This window comes from Paraburkholderia sp. CI2, assembly GCF_014201055.1.
Classification (GTDB): domain Bacteria; phylum Pseudomonadota; class Gammaproteobacteria; order Burkholderiales; family Burkholderiaceae; genus Paraburkholderia; species Paraburkholderia tuberum.
In genome coordinates this window covers 52,127-77,777 of the sequence record NZ_JACHDL010000020.1, presented here as the reverse complement: position 1 = coordinate 77,777, position 25,651 = coordinate 52,127, and the positions used below count along the sequence as shown (strand labels likewise).

Annotated in this window: 23 protein-coding genes and 2 pseudogenes; 13 read left to right on the top strand and 12 right to left on the bottom strand. The window is 59.8% G+C overall.

From position 1 onward, the window contains the following. The first annotated feature begins 71 nt into the window (after nucleotides 1–71). On the top strand, nucleotides 72–1,151 hold the full coding sequence (locus HDG32_RS24795) for a hypothetical protein (protein WP_184071454.1): 1,080 nt from the start codon (nucleotides 72–74) through the stop codon (nucleotides 1,149–1,151). A gap of 112 nt (nucleotides 1,152–1,263) precedes the next feature. Here the strand turns inward: HDG32_RS24795 and HDG32_RS24790 are convergent. Then, nucleotides 1,264–1,404: pseudogene (locus HDG32_RS24790) on the bottom strand (Gfo/Idh/MocA family oxidoreductase); the annotation flags it as partial. Nucleotides 1,405–1,455: 51 nt separating this feature from the next. Further along, on the bottom strand, nucleotides 1,456–2,859 hold the full coding sequence (locus HDG32_RS24785; protein ID WP_184071452.1) for an MFS transporter: 1,404 nt from the start codon (nucleotides 2,857–2,859) through the stop codon (nucleotides 1,456–1,458). A gap of 230 nt (nucleotides 2,860–3,089) precedes the next feature. Here HDG32_RS24785 and HDG32_RS24780 point away from each other — a divergent pair. After that, nucleotides 3,090–3,342, top strand: a pseudogene (locus HDG32_RS24780) (LysR family transcriptional regulator); the annotation flags it as partial. A 51-nt stretch (nucleotides 3,343–3,393) separates the two neighbouring features. Here HDG32_RS24780 and HDG32_RS24775 read toward each other — a convergent pair. The 4 genes from HDG32_RS24775 to HDG32_RS24760 all read right to left on the bottom strand — a co-directional run bounded on the left by HDG32_RS24775 (nucleotide 3,394) and on the right by HDG32_RS24760 (nucleotide 6,606). Next, nucleotides 3,394–4,710: an MFS transporter gene (locus tag HDG32_RS24775; protein WP_184071450.1), complete on the bottom strand. Its 1,317-nt coding sequence runs from the start codon at nucleotides 4,708–4,710 to the stop codon at nucleotides 3,394–3,396. 51 nt (nucleotides 4,711–4,761) lie between these two features. Beyond that, on the bottom strand, nucleotides 4,762–5,340 hold the full coding sequence (locus tag HDG32_RS24770; RefSeq protein ID WP_184071448.1) for an isochorismatase family protein: 579 nt from the start codon (nucleotides 5,338–5,340) through the stop codon (nucleotides 4,762–4,764). Between the two features lie 45 nt (nucleotides 5,341–5,385). Next, on the bottom strand, nucleotides 5,386–5,838 hold the full coding sequence (locus HDG32_RS24765; RefSeq protein WP_184071446.1) for a MarR family winged helix-turn-helix transcriptional regulator: 453 nt from the start codon (nucleotides 5,836–5,838) through the stop codon (nucleotides 5,386–5,388). A gap of 120 nt (nucleotides 5,839–5,958) precedes the next feature. Next, nucleotides 5,959–6,606 carry a VTT domain-containing protein gene (locus HDG32_RS24760; RefSeq protein WP_184036546.1) on the bottom strand — a complete coding sequence of 216 codons (648 nt, stop codon included), beginning with the start codon at nucleotides 6,604–6,606 and terminating at the stop codon, nucleotides 5,959–5,961. Between the two features lie 150 nt (nucleotides 6,607–6,756). Here HDG32_RS24760 and HDG32_RS24755 point away from each other — a divergent pair, with 150 nt between their 5' ends. Next, on the top strand, nucleotides 6,757–7,284 hold the full coding sequence (locus HDG32_RS24755; protein WP_184071445.1) for a GNAT family N-acetyltransferase: 528 nt from the start codon (nucleotides 6,757–6,759) through the stop codon (nucleotides 7,282–7,284). Nucleotides 7,285–7,375: 91 nt separating this feature from the next. Here the strand turns inward: HDG32_RS24755 and HDG32_RS24750 are convergent, their stop codons facing one another. The 6 genes from HDG32_RS24750 to HDG32_RS24725 form a co-directional block, all read right to left on the bottom strand. Continuing rightward, the gene (locus HDG32_RS24750) at nucleotides 7,376–8,434 is read right to left on the bottom strand and encodes an alkene reductase (protein WP_184071443.1); all 1,059 of its coding nucleotides are present in this window, start codon (nucleotides 8,432–8,434) and stop codon (nucleotides 7,376–7,378) included. A gap of 83 nt (nucleotides 8,435–8,517) precedes the next feature. Then, nucleotides 8,518–8,820, bottom strand: coding sequence for a helix-turn-helix transcriptional regulator (locus tag HDG32_RS24745; protein WP_184071441.1), 303 nt, complete (start codon nucleotides 8,818–8,820; stop codon nucleotides 8,518–8,520). Between the two features lie 224 nt (nucleotides 8,821–9,044). Then, entirely contained in the window at nucleotides 9,045–9,950 is a 906-nt protein-coding gene (locus HDG32_RS24740; protein ID WP_311540342.1) for a helix-turn-helix domain-containing protein, read from the bottom strand. A gap of 120 nt (nucleotides 9,951–10,070) precedes the next feature. Next, nucleotides 10,071–10,283, bottom strand: a complete 213-nt coding sequence (locus tag HDG32_RS24735; RefSeq protein ID WP_184071437.1) for a hypothetical protein — start codon at nucleotides 10,281–10,283, stop codon at nucleotides 10,071–10,073. Between the two features lie 451 nt (nucleotides 10,284–10,734). Next, nucleotides 10,735–10,950: a hypothetical protein gene (locus HDG32_RS24730; protein WP_184071435.1), complete on the bottom strand. Its 216-nt coding sequence runs from the start codon at nucleotides 10,948–10,950 to the stop codon at nucleotides 10,735–10,737. A 93-nt stretch (nucleotides 10,951–11,043) separates the two neighbouring features. Then, entirely contained in the window at nucleotides 11,044–12,297 is a 1,254-nt protein-coding gene (locus tag HDG32_RS24725; RefSeq protein WP_184071432.1) for a glycosyltransferase WbuB, read from the bottom strand. A 464-nt stretch (nucleotides 12,298–12,761) separates the two neighbouring features. Between HDG32_RS24725 and HDG32_RS24720 the strand changes: the two genes are divergently transcribed. From HDG32_RS24720 to gmd, 10 genes are all read left to right on the top strand, one after another. Continuing rightward, nucleotides 12,762–13,577, top strand: coding sequence for an aldo/keto reductase (locus HDG32_RS24720; protein ID WP_184071430.1), 816 nt, complete (start codon nucleotides 12,762–12,764; stop codon nucleotides 13,575–13,577). Next, nucleotides 13,567–15,117, top strand: coding sequence for a GMC oxidoreductase (locus HDG32_RS24715; RefSeq protein ID WP_184071428.1), 1,551 nt, complete (start codon nucleotides 13,567–13,569; stop codon nucleotides 15,115–15,117). Before HDG32_RS24720 ends, HDG32_RS24715 begins: the two co-directional genes overlap by 11 nt. Before the next feature lie 66 nt (nucleotides 15,118–15,183). After that, nucleotides 15,184–15,822: a putative colanic acid biosynthesis acetyltransferase gene (locus tag HDG32_RS24710; protein ID WP_221307854.1), complete on the top strand. Its 639-nt coding sequence runs from the start codon at nucleotides 15,184–15,186 to the stop codon at nucleotides 15,820–15,822. After that, nucleotides 15,785–16,654: a glycosyltransferase family 2 protein gene (locus tag HDG32_RS24705; RefSeq protein ID WP_184071426.1), complete on the top strand. Its 870-nt coding sequence runs from the start codon at nucleotides 15,785–15,787 to the stop codon at nucleotides 16,652–16,654. Before HDG32_RS24710 ends, HDG32_RS24705 begins: the two co-directional genes overlap by 38 nt. 50 nt (nucleotides 16,655–16,704) lie before the next feature. Beyond that, nucleotides 16,705–17,856 carry a glycosyltransferase gene (locus HDG32_RS24700; RefSeq protein ID WP_221307853.1) on the top strand — a complete coding sequence of 384 codons (1,152 nt, stop codon included), beginning with the start codon at nucleotides 16,705–16,707 and terminating at the stop codon, nucleotides 17,854–17,856. A 141-nt stretch (nucleotides 17,857–17,997) separates the two neighbouring features. Further along, complete coding sequence (locus HDG32_RS24695; RefSeq protein ID WP_184071422.1) at nucleotides 17,998–19,425, top strand: lipopolysaccharide biosynthesis protein; 1,428 nt, start codon at nucleotides 17,998–18,000, stop codon at nucleotides 19,423–19,425. Between the two features lie 99 nt (nucleotides 19,426–19,524). Next, nucleotides 19,525–21,522, top strand: a complete 1,998-nt coding sequence (locus HDG32_RS24690) for a hypothetical protein (protein ID WP_184071420.1) — start codon at nucleotides 19,525–19,527, stop codon at nucleotides 21,520–21,522. 142 nt (nucleotides 21,523–21,664) lie between these two features. Then, nucleotides 21,665–21,907: a DUF6429 family protein gene (locus tag HDG32_RS24685; RefSeq protein WP_184071575.1), complete on the top strand. Its 243-nt coding sequence runs from the start codon at nucleotides 21,665–21,667 to the stop codon at nucleotides 21,905–21,907. A gap of 311 nt (nucleotides 21,908–22,218) precedes the next feature. After that, nucleotides 22,219–24,465 (top strand): polysaccharide biosynthesis tyrosine autokinase, encoded by a 2,247-nt coding sequence (locus HDG32_RS24680; protein WP_184071418.1) that lies wholly within the window; start codon nucleotides 22,219–22,221, stop codon nucleotides 24,463–24,465. Between the two features lie 55 nt (nucleotides 24,466–24,520). After that, nucleotides 24,521–25,639 carry a GDP-mannose 4,6-dehydratase gene (gene gmd, locus HDG32_RS24675; protein ID WP_184071416.1) on the top strand — a complete coding sequence of 373 codons (1,119 nt, stop codon included), beginning with the start codon at nucleotides 24,521–24,523 and terminating at the stop codon, nucleotides 25,637–25,639. The last annotated feature ends 12 nt before the right edge of the window (nucleotides 25,640–25,651 follow it).

Below are 25,651 nucleotides of genomic sequence, written 5' to 3'. Positions count from 1 at the left end.
TGCGTCCGGATCGATCGCAGGGTAAAGTGGCGCTTCCAGTCTATTGATCCAATCATTGGAAGAGAAGTCCCATGCCGTTGCCTCATGAGTCGTCCGCGTACGACGCCACGCCCAATACTCCGCTGAAACAGGCGGTTTTTCTGCACACGGGCTGGCGCAGCGCGGGCACGTGGGTGTGGTCGCGGCTGCGCGAACACGAGCGCGCGGCCGGTTTTTACGAGCCGCTCAGCAATGTGCTCGCCGATCTCAAACCCGCCGACGTGCCCGCCTCGCGGCCGACCTTGACCTCGGGGCACCCGCCGCTCGCCGCACCCTACTTCGACGAATACCGCCCGTTTCTGCGCGAAGAAGCGCGCGGCGTGGCGGGTTACGACCGGCGCTTCAGCATCGATCGCTTTACGCGCGATCCCGATGCGACATTCCCTTCACTGCAGGCCTATCTGCGCGCGCTGAGCGAGCACACGATCGAGCAGGGTCGCGTGCCCGTCTTCAAGTTTTGCCGCACGGGCGGTCGTCTGCCGTGGCTGAAGCGCGCGTTTGCCGAGGCGCTGCACGTGGGCGTGCTGCGCAATCCTGCATCGCAGTTCGCATCGGGTTGGATGCTGCGGCAGCAGTGGAGCAATGCATTCTTTGTCGCCGCGCCGTTTCGCGTGCTCGGTCTGAATCAGATGGACCCGCTGGTGCGCGAAGCGATCGGCGTGTGCGGCGTACGCCTGCCGCCGCTACCGTCGATGCCCGATGACGCGTATGCCGTCGCCTGCGAGCAATTCGCGCGCACGGTGGACAGCGACAACGCGTATCGCGCGTTCATTGCGTTGTGGATCCTCTGCGCGCTGCGCATGGGCGAGGGCGTCGATTTGCTGATCGATATGGAGCGGCTCGGCGAGTCGCGCGACTACGCGGCCGGTCTGCGCGCCGCGTTCGACGCGCAATGCGGCTTGTCGCCCGACTTCACGAGCGCGCGCGATCTGGTCGAGGAAACGCGCCGCGGCGCGGCGCGTATGACGGGCATCGACGGCGGCGCGTTGCGCGCCGTGCATTCCGCCGCGCTTAAATTCCTGAAGGCGCAGGCGGGCATCGACGCGGCCTTCGTCGAGGTGGTGCGCCAGAAGATGGTGCTGGCCAACGAGTTGACCGAAACATGGCGCTAGCCGTGCGAGGCCAGCGCCGCGCGGCGCGTTCCCGTGGCTAGCCCGCCGCCGATACCGCCGCGCAGCCCGAGCAGATAGTTGTCCACGCCGAAGCCGCAACTCTGTCCTTTGACCAGAGCGGCACGCCCGCCTCGGCCGCGGGCGACGGGTCGACGATCGCCGACAGCGTGCACGCGTCGCTTTGCTGCGCGACCGCCAGATGGACGCGGCCGATGTACCCCGCGCCGGCGACGGCGATCCGGGTGCGGTTCATGAGCGGGTTCCCTGAAAGTCCTGATCAAGACGCGTTAAAGGGCAAGCGGGCTCAAGCAGCGGCCTTTTTCGCGTCGGCCATGCTCTGCGCGCGCATTGCGTCGTAGCTGAGCTTGTCGAGCGGCACGACGTTCTTTGCGCCGAGGTCGCCAAGCCGCACACGGAAGTTCTCACGCGCGCTCCATGCGGCGATTGCGCAGACGATCGTGATGGCGAACGTGATCGCGCCGATCGTCAGGGGCACGTTGTGCGATCCCGGCGGCGCGACGTAAGCGAACAGCGCCGGCAGCAGCGCGGTGATCGTCGTGCCGATGTTCTGGCCGATCGCCATCGCGGAGACGCGCGAACGGGTCGGGAACAGTTCCGGATAGAAGCTCGGGAAGATCGCGTTGTAGCCTTGATAGATGACGCCCCACATCAGGATCGACATCACCATCGCAAGCGGCACGTTGTGGATGCTGATCGCGTACAGATACGCGAAAGACAGCACCCCTGCGCCGAGCGAGCCGACGATGATCGGCAGACGCCGCCCGATCCGGTCGGACAGATTGCCCACGTACGGAATCACCAGCACCGCGACGATGTTGCCGATCACCGGAATCCACAGATACAGGCTCTTCGAAAAGCCGATCCCGTACGACGGCTGCACCGCGTACGCCGCGCCGAAAATCGTCGCGACGACCGGGATCACGTTCATCAGCGAGCACAGCACGACGCGCAGCATGTCGTCCCAGTTGTACTTGAACGCTTCGACGATCGGCGAGCGCGGCACGCCGCCGCTCGCGTCCTCCTTCTCGAACGCGGGCGTTTCCTCGACTTCGCGGCGGATGATGTACCCGGCGATCAGCACGACCGCGCTGAGCAGGAACGGAATGCGCCAGCCCCACGCATTGAACGAGGCGTCGTTCATGAAATAGGCGAGCGGCAGGAAGACCGCGGCGGCCAGAATCTGGCCGGCCTGCACGCCTTGCAGCGTGAAGCTCGCGTAAAAGCCGCGTCGCCCGAATGGCGCGTGTTCGAGGATCATCGAACTGGCGCCCGAGATTTCACCAGCGACCGCGAAGCCCTGGATCAGTCGCAGCACGACGAGCAGCACCGGCGCGAGAAAGCCGACGTGCTGATAGGTCGGCAGCAGACCGACCGCCATCGTCGACAGACCCATCAGGAACATGCAGACGAGCAGTACGTTCTTGCGCCCGTGTGTATCGCCCCAGTGCCCGAGCACGACCGCGCCGATCGGCCGCGCGACGTAGCCGACGCCGTAGGTTGCGAGCGATGCGACGATCGCGATCTTGGGATTACCGGAAGGGAAGAACAGCTGAGGAAAGATCAGGGCGGCGGCCTGCGCATAGATGAAGAAATCGTAGTACTCGAGTGCCGAGCCGATCCAGCCGCTGGCGGTAGCCTTGCGCGCCTGCGAGCTATGCCCGCTGCTTGCCGATGCGTTCGTTTGCATGACGCCTCCTGAATGGGAAATGTTTTTGTCAGCTTCTACGGCTGAATCATTGGCGCCCTTAAACGGGCGCCGCGCAAGCCAGGATTTTCCTGGTCTCGTTGCCGCGGTGCGGCACAACGGGATGGATCGACGTGTGTCACGAGCTGGCGCGGCGCACTTCGGGTTAACCACGGCCTCAGTGCGCCGGGCATTGCATTCAAACCGGCTTCAAACGATTGCCCCTTGCCCCACTGTTTCGCGGCCGCGACGACCGCTTCGGGGTCTGGCGCCTGAGCGGGCCGCATGGCGAAAGGAGCGTGAAGATGACGGGCACGGTCGCGTCGAATCTGAGCGACATCGTCGTGCAGTGGGCGAAGGAGGGATACGGGAGTGTGGGCGGCGACGGCCGAGCGCTTGTCGTCGTCGGCGCGGATTCAGGTGTGCATCGAGTTTCTCAGGGAGCAGCTGACGCACGGACCGTGTGCACTGGCGACGCGCGGCGTGGCGGACTCTGAGCTGCGCCTGCCAGGATCCGGTGCTCACACGCTTGCGCTTTTACACGCTCGAAGCCGTATCCTCTTCCGCCTCGTCCAGCTCGCTACGCTGAACCGTCGTTACGGAGTCGGGAATGACCGCGGTGGCCGTGACGGGCCGCGGATCTTCGATGCTGTAACGCAGGCGCCAGCCTTCGCGATAGAAACGCAGTTGCCGGTATCGCATCAGATAGGCAAGTCCGACGAGCGCGGCGCCGAAGCCCGATGCAGCGCCGACGCCGAGCGCCCAGCGCGGCCCGAAACGGTCGGCGACCCAGCCGACCACCGGCGCGCCGAGCGGTGTGCCGCCGAGCGCGATCGCGAGCAGGATCGCGATCACGCGGCCGCGCATGGCCGGTTCGGTGGTCAGTTGCACGAGGCTATTGGTCGAGGTGGTGAAGGTCTGCGTCGACACGCCGATCGCGATCAGCGCAGCTGCCGTGCAGCCGACGCCGAACATCGCGCCGGCGCCGAGCAGCAGCCCCATGGTGGGCCGCGCGCGGCGCGCGGCGAGCAGAGCGCCGGTGACCGAGCCAATCGCCATCGTCGAGCTGAGCACGCCGTACTCGTCCGCGCCCGCACGGAACGCGGTGACGGACATCGTCGAGATGAAGATCGGGAAGTTCAGGCCGAAGGTGCCGATCAGGAACAGCATCAGGAGCGCCGCCTTCAGATCGGGGCGTGTCCAGACATATTTGAAGCCTTCGACGAAGCTGCCGCGCGAGCGCACATTGCGCGGCTTGATATGTAACTGGTCCAGCCGCAGCATGCGCAGTGCACCGAGCACGGCGACGAACGAAAGCGCGTTGATCAGAAACACCCAGCCACTGCCCACCGACGCGATCAACAGACCCGCGACCGCTGGCCCGAGCATGCGCGCGGCGTTGAACGACGTGGAGTTCAGCGCGACGGCATTCGCGAGATCGCGTTCGCCGACGAGGTCGGATACGAAGGTTTGGCGTGCGGGGGAATCGAACGCGGTCACGCAGCCGAGCAGGCCCGCGAATACGTAGACCTGCCATAGCTGCACGAGCCCCGTGACCGTGAGCAGACCGAGCGCGAGCGCCAGCGTACCCATTGCCGCCTGGGTCGCGAACAGCAGCTTGCGGCGGTCGAAGTGATCGGCCGCGTAGCCGGTGAGCGGCAGCAACAGCATCTGCGGTCCGAACTGCAGCGACATCACGATGCCCACCGCCGTCGCGTTGTGATGCGTAAGCTCGGTGAGCACGAGCCAGTCCTGCGCCGTGCGCTGCATCCATGTGCCGATGTTCGAGACGATCGCGCCGCTCGCCCAGACACGATAGTTGAATATGCGCAGCGAACGGAACGTGGTGCTCACGGCAGGGGTTTCCTCAACGCGGGGTGGGCCGCATGCGGGTAGCGGCCCGCTTCAGTTCAGGCTTTCAGCGCGCGAACGTTCGAGCAGATCGAGCACTTCCCGCGTCGTGCCGGTTTCGCCGAGGCGCGGGAAGATGCGCGTGATGCTGTTGGTGTGCGCGTCGGCGTTCAGATCGGTCATCGCGTCGACGACGAGCGCGACGTTCAGGCCCGCCTCGCTCGCGAAGCGCGCGGTCGATTCGACGCCGATGCTGGTCGCGATACCGACGAGCACCACTTGCGTGACGCCTTGCTGTTGCAGATACGCGGCCAGGTCCGTGTTCGTGAAGGCGCCCCACGTGCGCTTCGTGACCAGATGGTCCGACGGCTGCTGCTTCAGTTCGGGCAGAAGGTCGGCGAAGTCGGGCGGGAAGTCGGCGGAGTGGCGACCCTGGTCGGTGCGGCCCGGTGCGGCGGCTGTGACGTTCACGAGCACGACGGGCAGGCCGTGGCGGCGGAACGCATCGAGCAGCGTAACCGAGCGTTCGACGATTTCGCGGGCCGAATGGGGGGCGGTGGGCAGCGCGACGATGCCGCACTGCAGGTCGACGACGACCAGTGCGGTTTTGGCGTCGAGAGTAGTGAGTGCCATGAAGTGCTCCTGCGAGTGGCGAGACGCGTGTGCGCGAATCGCGAGTTACAAATCGACGAGGCGTTTCAGCAGATCGACGCCCGTCGCGAGTTGTTGCTGTTCGGCTGCCGTGAAACGCGTTTGAATCGTGCGGTACAGCCAGTCTTCGCGTGCCGCGCGGCTTGCCTTGACCTTCTTGCGAAAGGAGGGTGTCAGCGACAGAACCGTCTGCCGTCCATCGTTAGGATCGGGCGTGCCGCTGACGAGCCCCGCGGCTTTCAGTACCGCGAGCGTTTCTCCCATCGACTGCGGCCGCATGCCGTGCGCACGCGCGAGCGAGGTGACGGTGGCCGGCCCTTCGCGTTCCAGCAAGTTCAGCACCTGCACCTGCGACGGCGTGAAGTCGCCGACATGCGACTCTTCGCGCAGACGCCGGCGCAGCTTGCCCGCCAGCACGCGCAGATCTTCGGCGAGCGTATGAAGTTCTTCCGGCGTAACTGGGGGAGGGGATTGGGTCATGCGGTGAACTCGTGCGATGACATGATGTGAAGGTTTCCTGATAAGGTTACCTTCGTATCTCGCCCGGTTCAAGTTTTGAGGTGGCGGGAGGCCGTACGCCGGGACGTCGCCGCGATGGCCTCAGCGCGCCCGCACGCGCCGGTTGAAAAAGCGCCATACCGCTCCGCCGACGAGCATCGCACCGCCGAGCGCGAGGCCCAGCAACACCAGCGAACTCAGATGCTCGCGCACCACCGGCACATTGCCGAACAGATAGCCGCCCGCGATCAGCGAGACGACCCACAGCGCCGCGCCCGCGGTGACGAACGTGACGAAGCGCGAGAACGTCATGCGCGACACGCCCGCGGCGAACGGTGCGAACGTGCGCACCACGGCGATATACGGCGACAGCAGGAAGGTCAGGCGGCCGCGCGTCTCGCTGAACACGTGGGCGCGGCGCAGCGCATCGCGATTGAGCCAGTAGTAGTTGCGGGTATAGACTTTGTCGCCGACCGCATGGCCGATCGCGTACCCGACGCTGCTGCCGGCCACCGTCGCGACGAACAGCACGGGCGCGATGATCCACACGTTCAACGCGCCGGTGGCCGCGAGCGCGCCGCAGATGAAGATCAGCGGATCGCCGGGCAGAAAGAACAGCGGCAGAAAACCGTATTCGACGAACACGACGACAAACAGCAGTGCGTAGATTGCCGTGCCGAACTGCACGATCAGCGCGCTCAGGTGCTGGTCGAGGTGCAGCGCGATCTGCAGCACGTTCATCAGGTTCATCTTGGCGTGGCCCCGGGTGGCGTTCGGATGTGATGAGTGTAGTCCCGCGAGCGTGCGTGCAGGGCGCTTGCGCGAGTTTATGCCATATGCCGCTTGTCGATGTTGCGGTGCCGATGTCAAACTCGGGCGGTCTTCATCGGACGCAACGCCATGTCGCACGATTCCGCCATCACCTTCCGATTTGCCGCTTTGCACGATGCCGAAACGATTCGTGCCATCGAATTCGAAGCGGGCCAGCGTTTCGTCAGCGTCGGCATGACCGGGATTGCCGACGCGCCGCCCATGGCGCGCGAGGTCGTCGAGCGCAAGATCAAAGCGCGCGAGATCATCGTCGCGCTCGACCAGCAGACGATCTGCGCGGGCTTCGTGATGTTCGAGCCGCAGCCGACGCGCATCTACGTTCAGGAACTCGATGTGCTGAGCTCGCACGCGGGCAGGCGCATCGGCGCGGCATTGATCGAAGAGGTCGCGCGAATCGCGCGCGCGCGACAATTGACACAGCTGGTGCTGTCGACGTATCGCGACGTGCCGTGGAATGCGCCGTATTACCGGCGGCTCGGGTTTCGCGATCTCGACACGTCGGAGCTCGACGCGGCGTTGCTCGCTCGGCGCGACGCGCATATCGCGCGCGGACTCGATGAATCGAAACGGGTGTTTATGCGGCGCGAGCTTGTCTAACGCACAAAAAGCGGCGGGCGTGACTGGAATTCAGTCACGCCCGCCGCTTTGTCATTTCATACAGCGGACATGAGCCCGCTGTCGCTACCGTTTACACCGTTTCGAGCGCCGGATAATCGGTGTAGCCGACTTCGCCGCGCGCATAGTACGTCGCCGGGACCGGCTTGTTCAGCGGCGCATCTTCAGCGAAGCGGCGCACCAGATCCGGATTCGCGATGAACAGCTGACCCCAGGCCACCGCATCCGCTTCACCGGAGTCGAGCACCTGCTGCGCGCTTTCCCTGGTGAACTTCTCGTTCGCGATATACGGGCCGCCGAACGCTTCCTTCAACTGCGGGCCGAGGCGGTCGTCGCCGAGCGCTTCACGTGCCGCGATAAACGCGATCTTGCGCTTGCCGAGTTCGCGCGCGACATAGCCGAACGTTGCGGCCGGATCGGAATCGCCCATCGTGTGCGCGTCGCGGCGCGGCGCGAGATGCACGCCGACGCGGTTTGCGCCCCACACGCTGATGCACGCGTCGGTGACTTCGAGCAGCAGACGCGCGCGGTTTTCGATCGGGCCGCCGTAGGCATCGGTACGCTTGTTGGTGCTGTCCTGCAGGAACTGGTCGAGCAGATAGCCGTTCGCGCCGTGCACTTCGACGCCATCGAAGCCCGCGGCCTTGGCGTTTTCCGCGCCCTTGCGGAACGCTTCGACGACACCGGCGATTTCATCGAGTTCGAGCGCGCGCGGCGTCACGAACGGACGCTCGGGACGCACGAGGCTCACGTGACCACCCGCCGCGATCGCGCTCGGCGCGACCGGCAGCTCGCCGTTCAGGAACACCGGATCCGAAATACGGCCGACGTGCCACAGTTGCAGGAAGATCTTGCCGCCCACCTCGTGCACGGCCCGCGTGACGAGCTTCCAGCCTTCGACCTGCTCCTGCGACCAGATGCCCGGCGTCTCGGCGTAGCCGACGCCTTGCGGCGTGACCGATGTCGCTTCGCTGAGGATCAGACCGGCGCTCGCGCGCTCGGCGTAGTAGCGCGCCATCAACGCGTTCGGCACGCGGATTTCCTCGGCGCGCTGACGCGTGAGCGGCGCCATGATGATGCGGTTCGGCAGCGTGATATCGCCAATTTGCAGCGGATCGAAAAGAGTCGGCATAAGAGTTCACCTTTGGCGGCGGGCAAGGCCCGAGCCTCAAAAAACTGCGTGAAAAAAGAAGCGCGGCGATGCGAATGCGGCGCTCAGAGCTTCGCGTTCATGTATTCGAGGAACGCCTGAATGACGGGCTCGTTGCGTTTGAAAAACACCCATTGACCAACCCGTTTCGACGTGACGAGCCCCGCGCGCTGCAACGCGGCCAGGTGCGCCGACACGGTGGACTGCGACAGGCCACAGCGCGAGTCGATCTTGCCCGCGCACACGCCGTGGTCGAGCGGCAACTCCTGATCGGCAAAATGCGCGTACGGCTCACGCAGCCAGCCGAGAATCTCCCGGCGGACCTGGTTGGCCAGCGCTTTGTGGATCGCGTCGAAATCGGGCGTCATGTGGATGGTTTTCAGGTGATTCGGCAACCGGCACGCCGCATGGCGTGCGCGACATGCATCGCTACAGAACGAATCATATATCGGAACTTAACGATATGGGTGAAAACACTACTGGGGTTGGGGCGATAGGCATCGACATACAAAAAGTCCGCATTTTCGGAGCAACGCTCTAAACTGCGCTTGACGTGACTCCCCACTTGCGCATCTGGATTGCTGTTCGTACGTCAACTCTTTCGTCGACTCTGCGTCCGGAACTCAGTAGGCGACATCGAGAGCTCTTTACGGAAAAGCTTCGACAGTCTCTCTCCGTTGCTAAGACCGGTTCTACGAGCGATCTTGTCCACCGGAAGATCGCTGTTGGCGAGCAGCTTGCACGTAAGATCGAGCCGCGCACCAAGAAGGTACTTTGAAGGCGTAACACCGAGCTCCCGTTTGAACAGACGCAGGAAATTGCGCTCACTCATCGAAGACGTGCGCGCCGCATCGCCCACCGATATGGGCTTCGCGCAGTTCTGGACGATCCAACGCGCCGACGCACGTGCTTTCTCGGCGAGCGTCTTTGCATCCATCTCTTCGAACGCGGGGGCCAATGTACGCCCGCCATCCGAGCCGAGACGGTCCGCCACGCGCGCGGCCAACTCCGCTCCCAGATCCATCTTGAGCAGTGCGAGCGAGGTCACCAAAGCCTGATCGCGATCATGCTCCGCAGCGCTCGCGGATAACGATCGGAGACGGATATCATGCTTCATCGAAGGCCAATCGCACCGCGCCACGCCGGCAGCCGACAAAACCATGTGCCCATTCCCGATCGCGGTGACACTGACGCCTCTTGCACAAACCAGTCGCAACAGATCAATGAGGTTGTCGTCGACGGAGGCGTGCGCGACACCACTTCCGCTGGGAACGAAGAGGTTGTCGAGACGATTGAAATCGCGCGTGGAAAAATGCTCTGTCCAAACCATCATCGATGACGAGCACACAACCCCTCCACCGCGAGCCGAGATGAGGTTCACGCGATATGTCACGGAATGATTCGAACTTTGCGATTGTAATTCATTAGCGACATGCAGAGCTTCGGCGAGCGTACCGGCGTCCAGCAACGAAAATCCGTCATACAAAATAATCGCCACGTGCTTCACGATTGTCGAACACTGAACAGACCGAATGTCCTGTCTCGGACAATCAAGCGGTGCTAGCGCGTCAGATAAGATTGGCGTCATGCGGCCTCCAGTTCGGCAGGTTTCTATTCGTCACACGGAAAGAAGACAGGATTTCCATGTGTCGTCGGACTTCGATTTTCTCGTTTTCAGATTTATCCTTGCCGTTTTAATCGACAAGGTTTCAGGCGAGAAAAATACGTTGCCGAAGGGTGGTGATGCAAGCCCGGCATCCAGGTCGCGGCGCGCGATAAAAACGACTGTCAGCGGAAAATGCAGCGGCCCTGCCTCAATGTCGAGATGCAAGGTGTCCGCTTCAAAATAGCGGAGGCGTCACTGCAATATGGGCAGCAACCCCGGTAATCAGAAAGAAAATAGTAATAACAGGCATCGACTTCCCGTTTCGTATAACGATATCGGGAGTCCGCGCCTGATGCGAATCAGCGAGGTTCCCATATATCGGTATTCCTGGTTCAAGCGTATTCTTCATATAGTAGACTTTGAAGATAAACTGGAAAGATAATGAGGAGTTGTGCCACGTAAATATCGTTACACGCCATAACTTACCGCGTGAAAAAAAATCCCACCAATTACTTTCAACCTTTATCGGCCGGACAGGGCTAAGTTTTGACTTAATGAAACTACGGCGCGTTCAACTGGCCGCATACCTTGGTGAATTAGTAGGGAAGGTCTGCAAAAGTCCAGGTGTTGACGTCTGGGTGGACGAAAAGCGCTGCAAGGCGAAGCCGCTTCAGATCTAGTCCCGGCTAATATATCTGATTGAATCATTCATGCCCATGGCTTCACCGAGTCTCGTGACCGCAACCATACAAATCCGGTCTCCGGCCTCTTCAAGCGTGATGGTCTGTTCTTTGTAGGCCAGTGCGATCGCCTCCACTGCACGCATAAAGAACTCCGACTCCTCATCCGTCCAGTCTACGGGAAGGTCAGCACTAAGCCCTTCTGAATTCATCCCTGCCTCCTTAGGATACCTTGTGAGGCTTACGAAGCAAGCTGGATCTCGCTCATTTGCGCTAGCACCGGATCCGAAGACTGTTAAGTGGGCCTACGTCGTCGCGCGGTCTCCGAGGTCTCGTTTGCCGAGAACTGAGCTGCGAAGCCGTGCCTCAAACTGGAGAAGAATCGTTTCTTTCGAGAAATTGGATGCGGCGTATTGCCGTCCGAGGGTGCCAAGGCGCTCACGAAGCGACGGGTCGTCGGCGAGACGAAGGATGGCGTGTGACAATGCCGTGAAAGAGCCGGGCTCGACTGCGACGCCGACCGAGTTGATGACGCTCCATAACTCGGTACCTTCATTCGCAGTCGCAATTACCGGTCGGCTGCTCGACAGCATTGGGCCAAGCTTCGAAGGCATGACGAGATCCGCGGCGCCCGCAAGCTGTGGAAGGACGTGTATGTCCGCAAGCGATAGCAATTCATTGAACCGCTCTTTAGGTTGCAGCCCGAGAAACTTGACGTTCGGTACGTCACGGGCCTTTTCGAGCAGGACATCTTTTGCTGGTCCAGCGCCACAGATCAGGAACATGATGTCCGCGCGCCACGTGAGAAGCTTTGCAGCGTCGACAATGATTTCCAGACCTTGCTTAAGTCCGAGATTGCCTGAGTAGAGGACGACCAGCGCTCCGTGGCCGATGGTGAGCTGCGCGCGATAGGGGTTGTCCGTGCTGTTTGGATGCGCGTGTTGAGTATCGACCCAGTTGGGAAAGGTGAAAGCTTTTTCCGAGGAGACCCCCTTCTGCACGGCGAGCCGTGTCATCGCTGCGGAGGGTGTCGAGACGACGTCGGCGCGTGACATCAACCATCTTTCCACGCGCAAAGCCAGCTTTCTTGCGACATGGCCTTTCAGTATGCCCAGTCGAAACGCTGCGTCGACTTCGTAGTCCTGTACATGAAGCCAACATGAGGCGCTGGCGACGCGGGCGGCGAACAACGCGACGGGAGACGCGAACAAAGGTGGCTCTACGAGCCACACGGCGTGCGGACGCCACGCGATCTGCCACAGGGCAGCCGGGCTCGCGAAGACCGCGAAGCTCATCAGATGTAGCACGCGCTTCAGACCCGACGGGCGCTTGGGGCACCAGAAGGGAACGCGTATGACGGAAACGTCGTTGATTTGCTCAGTCGAGTACGTCAACGCGTTATAGCCAGCCTTGATGCGCCACTCAGGATAGTATGGAGACGCGGTTATCACGCGTATCGTGTGCCCCTGTAATGCGAGCCACTCCGCAAGCTCCGCGGAGTACTTTCCCACCCCTGTCACCTCTGGGGCATAGTTGAGCGAGATTATCAGCACTTTCATTGAGTAATCCACATCTTGGGAAAAAGAAGATCAAGTCTGCGTTGGGCACGGGAATGTACGACCCATGCGTTCGGACTCTGATGGAGGCTATCGTTCCGTGTCTTGCTCGCAGTCGCATTCGTATTCGCGTTGTGTCAAAGCTGCGCGTTCGCCTTCCTGATTCGAAGATCGCAGATATCCAATCGCCCGGTCGGACAAATGCTTGTCGTGCCTCGCCTAGATGGGCTTCGCCAGCCAGGACATATGATCGCTAGTCGTGTGGGCGCAGGAGGCCTGGTGCCGGTCTCTTCCCACTCGCGGTGGGCGAAAGCCGACAACTTCTTGCCAATTTCCGTCTTGACCGGGGGGCATCAGGGCGCGGCGCTTATATTCCTTTCACGTCGGGGTAACGCTGATCGTGGGTAGAACATTCTCGTCATTCAATTCAAGGCGCGGGCTTGACGAGCATTTAGCGGGAGCTAATCGTGCAAAGCGTTCAGTTGACCGGGACTCCCATCGTACTTTCGCGATTCATATTCGGCACCGCCAGTCTTTTCAACAGTGGCCCCGAAAAAGCAAGGCGACGACTATTATTCTCTGCGGTGGACGCCGGGTTCACCCATTTCGACACGGCCCCCTACTATGGCTTTGGCTTGGCCGAGCGCGATCTTGGCCACGTTCTCAAAGCACGACCGGAGGTCACTGTCACCACCAAAGTCGGTATCTATTCGCCCGGCGGCGAGGAGCAAAGCGGGGCCGCTGTTTTTGTTCGCAAGGCGACAGGACGCTTCATAAAGGCCATCTCGGGTCCAACGGTGGACTTTTCAGTCGCCCGAGCGAAGAGAACACTCGAGGGCAGTTTGCGTCGTCTGAAGCGTGACTCTATCGACATCTACGCGCTGCACGAGCCTGAACTTTCCCTGCTCAATACTGATGAATGGTTGAAATGGCTCGAGAGTCTCCTACGCGACGGAACGGTCCGTACTTTCGGCCTCGCGCTAACTACGGATAAGGTCGAACCGTTCCTCGCTGCCGGCTCGGAACTGACCCGTTTCATTCAGGTCCACGACAGTCTCACCGGTCGCGAGGCTGACGTACTGACCTGCTACCGCAAGCCCTTCCAGATCACTTATGGTTATGTCTCCGCGTCCCGCAAGGAGGGGTCGCCGCTGTCCGTGACAGAGGTTCTGCGTCGGGCACTACTTCGCAATACCAATGGCGCAATCATCGTGAGCACGAAGCAGTTGGCCAGGCTGCAGCAATATGCCCGGCTCGTGGAGGAAACGGCCGATGCTCAATGACCTGGGCGGGCAGGGCGCGATTTCGCGGGCAGCCGATTTCATAGTCATCGGCGCGGGAACCGTCGGCCTACCGATCAGCGTACTACTGGCGCGGAAGACAGGCGCAACCGTCATCTGCCTGGAAACCGGCGGATTGCGCCAGGAAGAGGACACGCATCCGCTCAATGAAGTCGTCCAGCAGGGGATGTTCTACAAGGGTGCCTCGCACGGACGTTTCCGATGCCTGGGCGGTACCTCGATGCGATGGGGCGGTGCCCTCATTCCCTTCCAAAACTCTGACCTTTGCAATGCCCACTGGCCGATCTCACTCGATGAACTAAGCCCTTTCATCGGTGACGTCGAGCGGCTGTTCTCCCTGGAACCGGGCCCGTATTCCGACGTCTCCTTTCCGTTCGAGCTCGGTGGGACCCATGTCAATCGTCTCGCCAAGTGGCCAGAATTCCGGAAGCGCAATGTAGCGGCGTTGTTGGACGCTGACGTCGCTGCGGCAGCCAACCTTCAGGTCTGGTTGAATGCCCATGTCGTCAAAATCAAAACTCAGACTGAAGGCGTCCGACTGGAAGCGGTATCGCAAAATGGTGACAGGCTAGCTATTTCGGGGAGGAAGCTCATCGTCGCCGCTGGCGCGATCGAAACAACCCGTCTGGCATTGCTAATCGACCGTCAGAACAATGGAGCCGTCTCCGCCCTTACGTCTGCGCTCGGTCATAACTTCACGGATCATATTTCCGCAGAAGTAGCGGAAATCGTCGCCTCCGAAAGCGCTTTGCTAAATAAGATCGTCGGCTTTCGATTCGGTGCCGCCGGTTCAATGCGCAATATCCGTTTCGAGCTAGCGCCACAAGCGGAGGCGCGGCGGCATCTGCCGCCAGGTTTCTGCCACATCGGGTTCGAGGTTGAGAAACCCGGTGGCTTTGATGTGCTACGGGAGATATTCCGGAATGTACAGCGTCGTAAGTCACCGCCGCCACGAGTAATCTTCGATTTGATTGCGAATACCCCCTGGCTTGCGCGCGCCATGTGGTGGAGGCTCGTGAACAAACGTCTACTGTTTCCCGCCCACTCGCGCCTGATTGTCCATGCGGTGGTTGAGCAGCTTCCATCTCCCAACAATCGTATCACTCTCAGCGATACGTGCTGCGACCGCTTCGGCTTGCCACTCGCAGAGATCAACTGGAGGTTGTCCACGGAAGACAAAGAAAACGTAATCGAGACATCGGAACTATTTAAAAGAACTTGGAGAACGAGCAAATTCGCCTCGCTTGGCGTATGGAAATCGATCGAGCCACAGCAAATCTGGGCCAACATCGATAACGCAGAAGGCATCTTCCATCCGACAGGTTCGACTCGCATGGGTGCTTGCCCCGCCGATGGCGTGGTGGACAAAAACCTCAACCTCTTCGGTGTCGCGAATGTCCAGCTGCTTGCCACGTCAGTCTTGCCGACGGGAGGTGGGGCGAATCCGACTATGATGCTCCTGCTGCTGGGGATGCGATGTGTCAATCAGCACGCTGCCGGCAGCACCCCGCCAAAAGCTTGATGCTTTCCGCCAACCGCGGGTATTGAACCGTGTGGACGCTACGATGGTCCGTTGAGAGAGGAGTCTATGCCTGAAGATGCAATCAACCGGGAAGGCGTTCATCCCAGCATCATCCTGAAAGGCGTGAATTCGAGACAGGGACCTTCATTTTCGTTGTCGAACAGATTTCTGAGGGTTCTTTGGGGCGTCATCTACATCGTTTTCTTCGTGCCGACGCCGCGTGTCTTTCATGCGTGGCGTCGCTGGATTCTGCGACTATTCGGGGCCACTATAGGCGCAGGTGTTCACGTCTATCCGCGTGTGCGCATCTGGGCGCCATGGAATCTTTCGATCGGCGACTTTACAGGCGTTGCCAATGGAGTGAACTTGTATTCCATCGAACGCATCACGTTAGGTGAGCGTTGCACGATATCGCAGGGCGCGCAGCTCTGTACAGGAAGTCACGACTACAACCATCCGACGTTTCAGCTAACTGCAAAGCCGATTATTGTGGGATCGGACGCGTGGGTGTGCTCTGAGGTCTTCGTTTGCCCTGGCATTCATATCGCGCCGGGAGCGGTTGTAGGCGCGCGATCAGTGGTAACGCGGAGTCTGCTGGATGAGTGGACTGTGTATGCCGGCATGCCAGCAAGGAAGATTTCTCTTAGAGTCAAGCACGGAGAGCCCAATGAGCAAAGTGTCTGTACTAGTGCTGACGAAGAATGAAGAACAGGATTTGCCTGGTTGTCTTGAGACCGTCATCGGGTGGTCCGACGACATCCACGTATTTGATTCGCTCAGCACAGACGGGACCGTCGCGTACGCTCGCTCGGTATGCGCGAACGTGATCTCCAGGCCATTCGACGACTGGTCCACTCACCAGAACTGGGGATTGAAAAACATCCCATTCAAGCACGAATGGGTGCTGTATCTGGATGCCGACGAGCGCGTTCCCCCATTGCTCGTGCCGGAGATTGAAACGGCGGTCTCGAACGCCGGCGATGCGGTGGCGTTTCAGATTAGACGCCGCGACTTCTTCAATGACAGGTGGCTCAGGCACGTGCAGGCTTCACCGTACTTCGTTCGGCTTTTCAGACCCGAGCATATCCACTATGAACGGCTCGTCAATCCCGTCACCGTGGTGGATGGCAAGACCGGCCGGCTCGACGGCTATCTCGATCACTTCCCTTTCAGCAAGGGGCTATCGCACTGGCTTTCACGGCATAACGCCTACAGTTCGCTGGAAGCAGATCAGTTCCTTCGCAATAAGGCGAACGGCAACAAGTTCAGCCTTTCCAAGGCGCTGTTTGCGGCCGATTTCCAGACTCGCCGCTATCATCAAAAGCGCCTGTTCTACCAACTTCCATGCCGCCCGGTGATCAAATTCGTTTTACTTTACTTCGTTCGTCGAGGCTTCCTCGACGGACACCCGGGCTTGGTGTATGCGACGCTGCAGTCGGTCTATGAGTACTTCATCGTTCTGAAAGTCAGGGAGAAGATGAGGGCGGCGAGAACGCAAGTCGATCGCCCTACGTTAAGCGAAGAATTGAAGAGTTGAACCGCGCATGCGCGTTATGATGAATGTCAGTGTCAGCCGGAGATCCCGCGTTGAGAACCCTTCACATTATCTCGTCAATCGAGCGAAGGTATGGTGGTCCTGCTGAGGCGCTCAAACGGCTCGCGACGGAGCTCCGGCTTTGCGGACACACTACCGACATTGTCTGTCTTGACTCATCGATTGATGCTGACAAATCGGACGACAATGCTTTCGATCTGGTTGTGAGGCTAGGCCACCACGCTGGCAAATACGCGCTCAACTTCAGGCTTGTTGGGTGGCTGACACAGCATGCGAACCAGTACGATGCAATTATCGTAGACGGCATATGGCAGTTCCACAGCGCGGCGGCCGTTCTTTCGCTTCTTCCGCAAAAGATCCCATATTTCGTGATGCCGCACGGCATGCTCGATCCATGGTTCAACATCGGCCGCCCGTTGAAACATGCCAAGAAACTAGTCTATTGGATATTTGTGGAGCGTCATGTCATCAGCAATGCGAAGGGGGTTCTCTTCACCACCGACAGTGAGCGCGAACTGGCGCGCCTGGCGTTTCCGCTGTACAGGGCGAAGGAGCTGATGATGATGATTGGCACGGCACCGCCACCATCGACGGAAACGTTGGACGTTGCGCAGCGGCATTCGCTAGCGACGCCGGGCAAGATTATCCTCTTTCTCGGGCGAATTCACGAGAAGAAGGGCTGCGACTTGCTAATCCAGTCGTTTCACGATCTCCAGAACTTGAGCACCGACTATCGCCTCGTCGTCGCAGGCCCCGATGATCATGGACTCGGGGCGAGATTGCGTCGCGAGGCCGTGCGGCTCGGCATCGCGGATCGTGTTAGCTGGCCTGGCATGGTAACGGGGGCGCACAAGTGGTCTCTGCTGCGCGCTGCCGACGTCATGGTTTTGCCCTCGCATCAGGAAAACTTCGGCGTGGTGGTGGCCGAAGCACTAGCGTGCGGCGTGCCGGTGCTCTTGACCGATAAGGTCGGAATCTGGCAAGAGGTCGTTGCCGATGGAGCCGGGTTCGTGGACGACGACACGCGAGAGGGTATCACCCGCCTTCTGACGCAATGGGCAATGCTGCCGGACGACGAGAAGGTTGCGATGCAATGTTCGGCAAAGCAGTGTTTCAACAATCGGTTTCATATCTCCAGAGTCGCGCAGAACTATATCGCGTTGATGAGCAAGCAGGTAGCGTAAGCATTTCTGCTTTAACACACGCGTGCAGGATGGCTGTCGCAGGAAGTTGAGTTCGTCAGCGCGATTTTACGCTCAACCGTTGCTGCCCCTTCCAGGACATCTCATTCGCGGAAGAGCAGCGTCAGAGGATCACACGCTCCAATGCCGCTTGCAGATAATTTTTTCGTGCGCGCACCGGTCTCCATCCTGCGGCTCTGTTTTCGTCGCTTGCCGTTTGGTATCGGAGCCTCGGAAGGGCGCGACAGGGATCGCTATGTGCGCGCCGCGCGTTCCGCTGCATGCAATGCGGTGAGTGCCGCGATGGGTTTTGCGGTAGTGCTGCTCTCGGTCTCTTTAACGCTTCCGTATCTCGGGCAAGAGCGCTTCGGCATTTGGATGACAATATCAAGCCTCGCAGTGATGTTGTCGGTGCTTGACCTTGGCGTGGCGAATGGCCTCGTCAACCTGGTTGCGGACGCGAAAACGAGCGACGATCAAGAGAAACTGCAGACGATTGCGACTCGCGGCGTACTGCTGCTCGTGGTGATCGGCGCAGCCGCTGGGGCTGTGCTCGTTGGTGCCGTGAGGTTGCTGGACTTCCAAAGGCTGCTCAGGATCGAATCGGCAGACGTCACAAGAGAAGCGATGGAGTCAACCGTGGTTTTCATCACGCTGTTTTGCGTGAACATCCCACTAAGCGGCGTGAGAAAGGTTTTTCATGGTCTTCAGCGAGCATGGGAGCCACATATCGCTGCTGCGATCGGATACTTTTTCTCGCTACCGCTTCTTTATCTCTGCAACCGCTATCGCGCACCGTTGCCGTATCTCGTGCTTTCTACCTATGGCATGCAGGTCGGCTCGACGTTGATTCTCGTTTGGCGTCTTCGACGTGAGCGGATTTTTCGAGTTCATCGCGGCATATGGCTGGGAACGGGGTGGCAAGACTCGAGGCTGCTACTGCGGACGAGCAGCATGTTCCTGATTCTTCAACTTGGCATGATATGCGGCAGCGCATGCGATCCCCTGATCGTTTCAAACATTCTCGGCGCGAAGGAAGTGGCGACACTGGCCGTTGCGCAGCGGTTGTTCCAGGCGATCACCGTCGGCATGGCCATGCTGTCGGGGCCGCTCTGGGGTCTCTATGCCGACGCACACTCGCGCGGTGAGAAAATGTTCATCAGGCACACGCTGAAGGTGTCCATGGGCGTCACGGGCGGCATCGCGGTGCTGACAAGCGCGCTGATTCTGGCAGCTTCCCCCTGGCTTCTGAAGGTTTGGACGGGCAATCACCTGGCTGTACCTTTCTCATTGCTGTGCGCGGCGGGGATACTGGCGGTGGTTGAAGCAATGGGAAACGCTTTCACCATCTTTCTGAATGGAATGAGCGAATTGCGCCCGCAGTTGCTTGCCGTGCTGATCTTTAGTGCGGTATCCATTCCGCTCAAGGTAGGTCTGCTCTTGACGTTCGGCACAGTGGAATGGGTGGTCTGGTCGTCCATCATTGCGAGCATCATCGCCGACTATGGCGTCTATATCGGCCTCTTCAGGAAGCAGATTCTGGCGCACGCGTCGGTCGGTCCGCTTTCGTGACTCTCACACCCACCTTCTGAACGTATGGCCGACTTCCAGGAAAAGTTGCGGTTGGCGGGGGACGCGCTCAAAAACAGACGTGGAGCCTTGAGGAGAATCATGGCCGCCTGCTTCGGCCTGTCTGGTGCATCTGCACAAGCGGCGCAGCGGCAGGCATCGGGACTGCAGCCGTCGCACACGCAGAGCGGTTCGACCTCGATGCAGCCCGTGAGCGACTTGTCGCCCGACGACAGGGTGATAGTCACCAGGTCTTCGCTCGCATACACCGAAATCCGACGCCTCGCTGAATTTGTGCTTGCGCAAGGTCCGATTCAGGGCTACGCCAGCTTGCGTGACTACGGCGGACCGCTTACGAGACTGCTCGTTTTTCAGCACGCTGCGGGCGAACGCGATTTGGATGCTGCATATTATTGGCTCGATCCTACCGACGTCTTGAGCGGGGACAACGGTGGCACAGTGCTGGTTTCGAAGAGCGGAAAGCGTTGGAAGCGCGTATTCGAGGGCGACATCCATGCCCGATGGTTCGGTGCACGCGGTGACGGCACGACGGATGACGGTGACGCGATCAATCGCGCCGTCGCATTCGCAGGATCGCTCTATACGTCGACGGGCCGGACTCAGTGCGTTGTGCTTGATAACGGCACGTTCTACCTTGCAGCCGCGCGCGGAACGCTGGCCATCCCTTGTCACGACGATGGCACGGTTAAGCAGGGAAAAGGCGGAAGACTCCCGTCTGAGCCTGCCATGCGACAGCCCTATTGCGTAGGCGTATGGCCGGGGGTCAAACTATATGGGCATAACGCCGTGGTGAAGGGCAACTATCGCTACGGCATGGCGGACGCGTCGCAGCCAGTCACTTTCGGCTTGCTCGATCAATTCGACACGGCGATGGATGCAGGGCTCGAGAATCTGACATGCGTGGATTGCTTCATGGCTTTTGGCGCCCTGTCCGCGACGCTCGCAGACTGCATCTTTGACAGACTTCACTTTGTCGGCTGCGGGGTGGGTATCTATGCGGCTGTGCTGGAACAGTGCACGTTCAGCAATATCGAGGCGCTGCGCACGGGCGTCCCTGTTCTTGTCGGAGGGCAATGGGTCGATCGCAACGACGACTACAACGAACGAGGCGGCTTCGCGGACAAGTGCACCATCATCAACGTACGTAACATCTATGACCGCGTCTATGGCGACGATGAGCGCAAGATCGATCAATGGTTCGATGCCACGTTCTTCAAGTCAATCAACAGCGAGCGCAGACTCAGCGCGCCGACTAATGCCGCGTCACCGGCGAGGGCGTATCCCTATCGGGGCATTTGCGGATTCTGCATACGCGTCATGGCGCGCTATGCGCGCCCTTCGAATAGCAATGTCTTCATGCAAATAACGCACGCTTACTCGCCGCGTCCAGCGGTGCTGGTTGATGCATGCCAATCGGCTGTCTTCAACGGCGTTTATATGGAACGCGTCGGCTATCGCGACCATCGCAAGCGAACCGGTGCCGTTGGCGCCGGATGGGACGATCCTTACCTTGGTCATGGCGTCCTCGTCCCGGCGTTCATAGGAGAACTCGACGTCTCCTCCTGCGTTTCCGGTGTCAACATCCAGCAGTCTTTCGGCGTTTCGGTCGTTCGATCTGACGGCCCTGTCGGATCCGTCCAGTCATCGGACTGTGTTTTCAAAGAACCGCAGCCTCGCTACACCCTGCCTGCCACCACTTTCACCGACGATGTGACGATACGCAGTGGAGCGTTTCGCGCATTGGAGGATGCCAGGCATCGGATCGGTGGATTGGGCCTCTACACCGTGCATTTCGATGGCGGCAGTTTCGACACTGAGATTTCCTGCCCGAAGGACGAAGAAGGGCATGCAGTCATGGTGCTGGTGTCACGCGATGCGAACCGCGTAGAGAGCGCGTCGTCCGGTCTCTATCTGCTGCAGCTTTCGCGTAATAGTACGAGCGCTCCGGTTGGAACGCTCGTGTCGGGGAGCGATGTCCTGCGTTTTGCTGTAAGTCCGCGGAACATGCTGGAACTACGAGCTACTGTCCATGGCGCACACCACGTCGTGATGATCGGCAACCGGCCGTTCGAGACTTAGACCGACCCGCATCTGGGGCAAAGCTGATCAAGGCCACCGCAGAGCTACTCCGAGCGTTATAGATCGGAGTGAATAAGGAAGGCAGAACAGGATGAAGCAGCAGACGCTGCCGATGGCAGCTGATGGTATCAGGATGAACGCCATGAACATCAATACTGCGGCGATTGACGATGCTGTCCTCGCGCTCCTCTATTTGACCCTGCATGACCATAGCCGGGCTTGGAAAAGCTTCGATTGGGATGCGCTCAACCGACTGCATGAACGAGGGCTCATTGCCGATCCGGTCAACAAAGCAAAATCCGTGGTGCTGACGGAGGACGGCCTGCGAGAATCTGAACGCCTCTTCAAGCAGCACTTCGTCACCGCTGGCAGCAAAACCAATTAATGAAACGAATTTCCAACTCACGACACCAGGGGACACGCTACTGGCCAGTGGATCGTTTCATTCTAAACGACCGTCCTATCGTACCCGACAACATCTTGGCGATTTCGGTCTCGACACGGCGCAAGCAGCAGGCTTATCTAAAATAGACTGCGGCGGCGAATGTTCCGCGTTCTCGAATTTCAGTCATTGAAGTAGTAGCAGAGTACCTGTCCAAATGGACGCACGGTCAATGCGTCGCGTCGTCGCTCCCGTAACTGGTTGCCCCTGGCGTTATCCCGCTGGCGGGCGCAAAGCACTCCACCCGAGAAACCATGGCCTCAAGGAAACAGATCACGCACGATGATCCGCTGCAGGGCGATGAGATCTCCATCTCGGATTACCTTCGCACAATCGGCGAGAGCTGGCGTCTAATCGGCATGATTGCGCTCGGCGTTCTCGCGCTGGGATTGTTGTACGGCCTGATGCATCCGACCTTGTACCGGGCCGATGCGCTCATACAGATTGGCACACCCGCGTCCAGCTCTCCCGAAGCCGAAGCGTTGGGCCGGCTCGCCTCGATATTCGATTCGAGGGTGAAAGCCAGTGCAGACGCCGAGATGGAACTCATTCGCTCACGCCTGGTGGTCGGCGAGGCGGTGCAGCAACTGAATCTCCAAACTACGACGCAACCTCGGTACTTCCCACTTATTGGCCGTTGGATCGCGCGACTCCGCAGCGGATCCGCCAGCATGAAACCCCTGTTTGGACTGCGGCAGTTCGCCTGGAGCGACGAGTCGATCGAAGTATCGAAATTCGATGTTCCTCACGCTGCAGTCGGCCACGAATTCATCGTAAAGGCGAGACAGGCCCCGTACTTCAAGTTGATTGCGCCTGACGGCAAAGCGCTCGGAATAGGAGAAGTCGGCCACGAGCTGGTGGTGCCTTTCGGCGACGGCAAGGTGCATCTCCTCGTCAATAGATTATCCGCTTCTCCCGGCGGGGAATTTACACTGAAGTCAAGTTCGATAGAGGGCACGATCCTCGCGCTGAAAGATGCTTTGGTCATTTCAGAGAGAAAGTCGCAAACCGGCATGATCGGTGTTGCCCTGGAGGGACCCGACCCGGTGCGCACTGCGGACATCGTCAATGCGGTTGCTCAGCAGTATCTCGCTCAGGATCTTGCAAGGCGTACGTCCGAGGCCGAACACTCGCTTCTCTTCCTCGAGGATCAATTGCCGAAGCTGCGGGACGAATTACAGCAAGCAGAGGATAAGTACAACGCTTTTCGTAATAGCAATGGAACCGTCGATCTGAGTGTGGAAAGCCGGTTGTTGCTGCAACAGGTTGTCGATCTCGATACCGCCTTGCGCGGACTCTTGCAGCAGCGCGACGACATCTCGCAGCATTACAAGGAGGGTTACCCGCTACTTACGGCGGTGGACTCGAAGATCGCCCGATTGCAACAAGACCGCGAAGCGCTGAGCCAGCGTGTTGCCAGTTTGCCGGACAAGGAGCAAAACGCAGTGCGACTGATGCGCAACGTTCAGGTCGACACAGACCTCTATACGAATCTCCTGAACAGTGCGCAACAGCTTCGTGTCGTCAAGGCGGGCAACGTAGGCAACGTGCGCATTGTCGATCTCGCGGTGCCCCCCGAGAAGTCGAGCAAGCCTAACTGGCAGGTACTATTGTCGTTGTCTGCCGTGCTTGGGCTTGTACTGGGAATCGTCACCGCGTTCCTTCGCAAGGCGTTGTCTGGTGGAATCGAGCGAAGCGCCGAGATCGAGGCAGCCCTTGGAATACCCGTTTGCGCTGTCGTGCCGCACAGCGAACGGCAAATTCGTTTGCAGGAAGCAATGCGCCGCAAGGCTCCGGGCATACATGTGCTTGCTGCGGTATGGCCAGGGGATGTCGCGGTCGAAGGCGTGCGAAGCTTGCGAACAGCGTTGCAATCGATCGGATCGGAAGTCAGGAACAATGTCGTGATGATCACAAGTTCCCGTGCCGGGGTAGGAAAGTCGTTTGTCGCGGCCAATCTTGCAATCGTGTTGGCGACAGGCGGGAAAAAGGTGCTCCTGATCGATGCCGACATGCGCATGGGCGACATACACAGATCCTTCAACCCGGCTGGCGGCCCTGGCTTGACCGAGTTGCTAAAAGGTGCGGCGTTTGACGACGTGGTCGTCCGCGATGTCATGAATGGCGTCGACCTGATCCCGCGCGGGGGCGAGACGCCAAACGCCGCGGACTTGCTCACGACTCGGAGACTGAGCGAGATACTCGATGTTGCATCGCGGCGGTATGACGCTGTCGTCGTCGATACGCCGCCTGTGCTTGCTGTCACCGATGCAACGCTGATCGGCCGGCAGGCCGGTACAACGCTGCTGGTCGTTCGGCACGGTCGGCATCCGGTGGACGAACTGTATGAGGCGCTCAACCGGTTGCGCAGTAGTGGCGTGAACGTGGCAGGAACTCTCTTTACCGATGTTCCGCTCGACAAGGCGCGATACGGTTCAGGCTACGGCAGGTCGGACGGGTACGGCAAAAGCGGCGGCGAGTCCAATGTCAGGACAGCCTGAACGAATCGCAAGAAATATCACGCACAGCGCAGTATCAAAACAAGGAGAAGGAACCATGTCGAACAAGGTTGCACTGGTCACCGGTATCACAGGCCAGGATGGCTCTTATCTTGCTCAATTCCTGCTCGACAAAGGATATGAAGTGCATGGCGTCAAGCGGCGCACCTCGCTCTTCAACACGGATCGCATCGACCATTTATACGAGGACGACCATGCATCGCAGCGCCGCTTTCATCTTCACCATGGTGACCTGACCGACTCGTCGAGCATCTTGCGAATTATTCAGCGGGTGCAACCGGATGAGATCTATAACCTCGCCGCGCAAAGCCATGTTGCGGTTTCGTTTGAAGAGCCTGAGTACACGGCGAACGCGGACGGCCTGGGTGCGCTGCGCATGCTAGAAGCCGTGCGAATTCTGGGCTTCGAGAAGACGGCCCGGTTCTATCAGGCGTCGACATCGGAGTTGTTCGGGCTCGTGCAGGAAGTGCCGCAACGGGAGGGCACGCCCTTTTATCCGCGCAGTCCGTATGCGGTAGCGAAGATGTACGCGTACTGGATCACGGTCAACTATCGCGAGGCGTATGGCATATACGCTTGCAACGGCATTCTGTTCAATCATGAATCACCCGTTCGGGGCGAGACGTTCGTTACGCGCAAAATTACGCGCGCCATCGCACGTATTGCAATCGGTTCGCAGAATTGCCTTTACCTTGGCAATTTGTCGGCGAAACGCGACTGGGGACACGCGCGCGATTACGTCCAGATGCAATGGCTCATGTTGCAACAGGACGAGCCTGAAGACTTTGTCATTGCATCTGGCGTGCAATACAGCGTGCGCGAATTCGTTCAGCAGGCGGCGTGCGAACTCGGCATCAAGCTTCGGTTTGACGGAAGCGGAGTCGATGAAGTCGCGATCGTCGAAAGTGTGAGCAGCCGGGAGTGCCGGGTCGCGCCCGGGACGGTCATCGTGCGAGTGGATCCTCGCTATTTTCGACCGACAGAGGTCGAGACCTTGCTCGGCGATCCGTCGAAAGCCCACGCGAAGCTCGGATGGGCACCGACCGTGACGTTCGGCGCTCTTGTCAGGGAAATGGTGTTGTCCGACTATCAGATCGCCAAGCGGGATGCGCTGATCACGCTGGCTGGCTACAGGGCGTTGGAGCATCACGAGTAAGGACGAAGTTTG

What these genes read in the sequence shown, in the direction of transcription:
- HDG32_RS24795 (WP_184071454.1), top strand. Translation starts at nt 72, where the DNA reads ATGCCGTTGCCTCATGAGTCGTCCGCGTACGACGCCACGCCCAATACT.
- HDG32_RS24785 (WP_184071452.1), bottom strand. Translation starts at nt 2,859, where the DNA reads ATGCAAACGAACGCATCGGCAAGCAGCGGGCATAGCTCGCAGGCGCGC.
- HDG32_RS24770 (WP_184071448.1), bottom strand. Translation starts at nt 5,340, where the DNA reads ATGGCACTCACTACTCTCGACGCCAAAACCGCACTGGTCGTCGTCGAC.
- HDG32_RS24765 (WP_184071446.1), bottom strand. Translation starts at nt 5,838, where the DNA reads ATGACCCAATCCCCTCCCCCAGTTACGCCGGAAGAACTTCATACGCTC.
- HDG32_RS24760 (WP_184036546.1), bottom strand. Translation starts at nt 6,606, where the DNA reads ATGAACCTGATGAACGTGCTGCAGATCGCGCTGCACCTCGACCAGCAC.
- HDG32_RS24755 (WP_184071445.1), top strand. Translation starts at nt 6,757, where the DNA reads ATGTCGCACGATTCCGCCATCACCTTCCGATTTGCCGCTTTGCACGAT.
- HDG32_RS24750 (WP_184071443.1), bottom strand. Translation starts at nt 8,434, where the DNA reads ATGCCGACTCTTTTCGATCCGCTGCAAATTGGCGATATCACGCTGCCG.
- HDG32_RS24745 (WP_184071441.1), bottom strand. Translation starts at nt 8,820, where the DNA reads ATGACGCCCGATTTCGACGCGATCCACAAAGCGCTGGCCAACCAGGTC.
- HDG32_RS24730 (WP_184071435.1), bottom strand. Translation starts at nt 10,950, where the DNA reads ATGAATTCAGAAGGGCTTAGTGCTGACCTTCCCGTAGACTGGACGGAT.
- HDG32_RS24725 (WP_184071432.1), bottom strand. Translation starts at nt 12,297, where the DNA reads ATGAAAGTGCTGATAATCTCGCTCAACTATGCCCCAGAGGTGACAGGG.
- HDG32_RS24715 (WP_184071428.1), top strand. Translation starts at nt 13,567, where the DNA reads ATGCTCAATGACCTGGGCGGGCAGGGCGCGATTTCGCGGGCAGCCGAT.
- HDG32_RS24710 (WP_221307854.1), top strand. Translation starts at nt 15,184, where the DNA reads ATGCCTGAAGATGCAATCAACCGGGAAGGCGTTCATCCCAGCATCATC.
- HDG32_RS24705 (WP_184071426.1), top strand. Translation starts at nt 15,785, where the DNA reads ATGAGCAAAGTGTCTGTACTAGTGCTGACGAAGAATGAAGAACAGGAT.
- HDG32_RS24695 (WP_184071422.1), top strand. Translation starts at nt 17,998, where the DNA reads ATGCCGCTTGCAGATAATTTTTTCGTGCGCGCACCGGTCTCCATCCTG.
- HDG32_RS24690 (WP_184071420.1), top strand. Translation starts at nt 19,525, where the DNA reads ATGGCCGCCTGCTTCGGCCTGTCTGGTGCATCTGCACAAGCGGCGCAG.
- HDG32_RS24685 (WP_184071575.1), top strand. Translation starts at nt 21,665, where the DNA reads ATGAACATCAATACTGCGGCGATTGACGATGCTGTCCTCGCGCTCCTC.
- HDG32_RS24680 (WP_184071418.1), top strand. Translation starts at nt 22,219, where the DNA reads ATGGCCTCAAGGAAACAGATCACGCACGATGATCCGCTGCAGGGCGAT.
- gmd (WP_184071416.1), top strand. Translation starts at nt 24,521, where the DNA reads ATGTCGAACAAGGTTGCACTGGTCACCGGTATCACAGGCCAGGATGGC.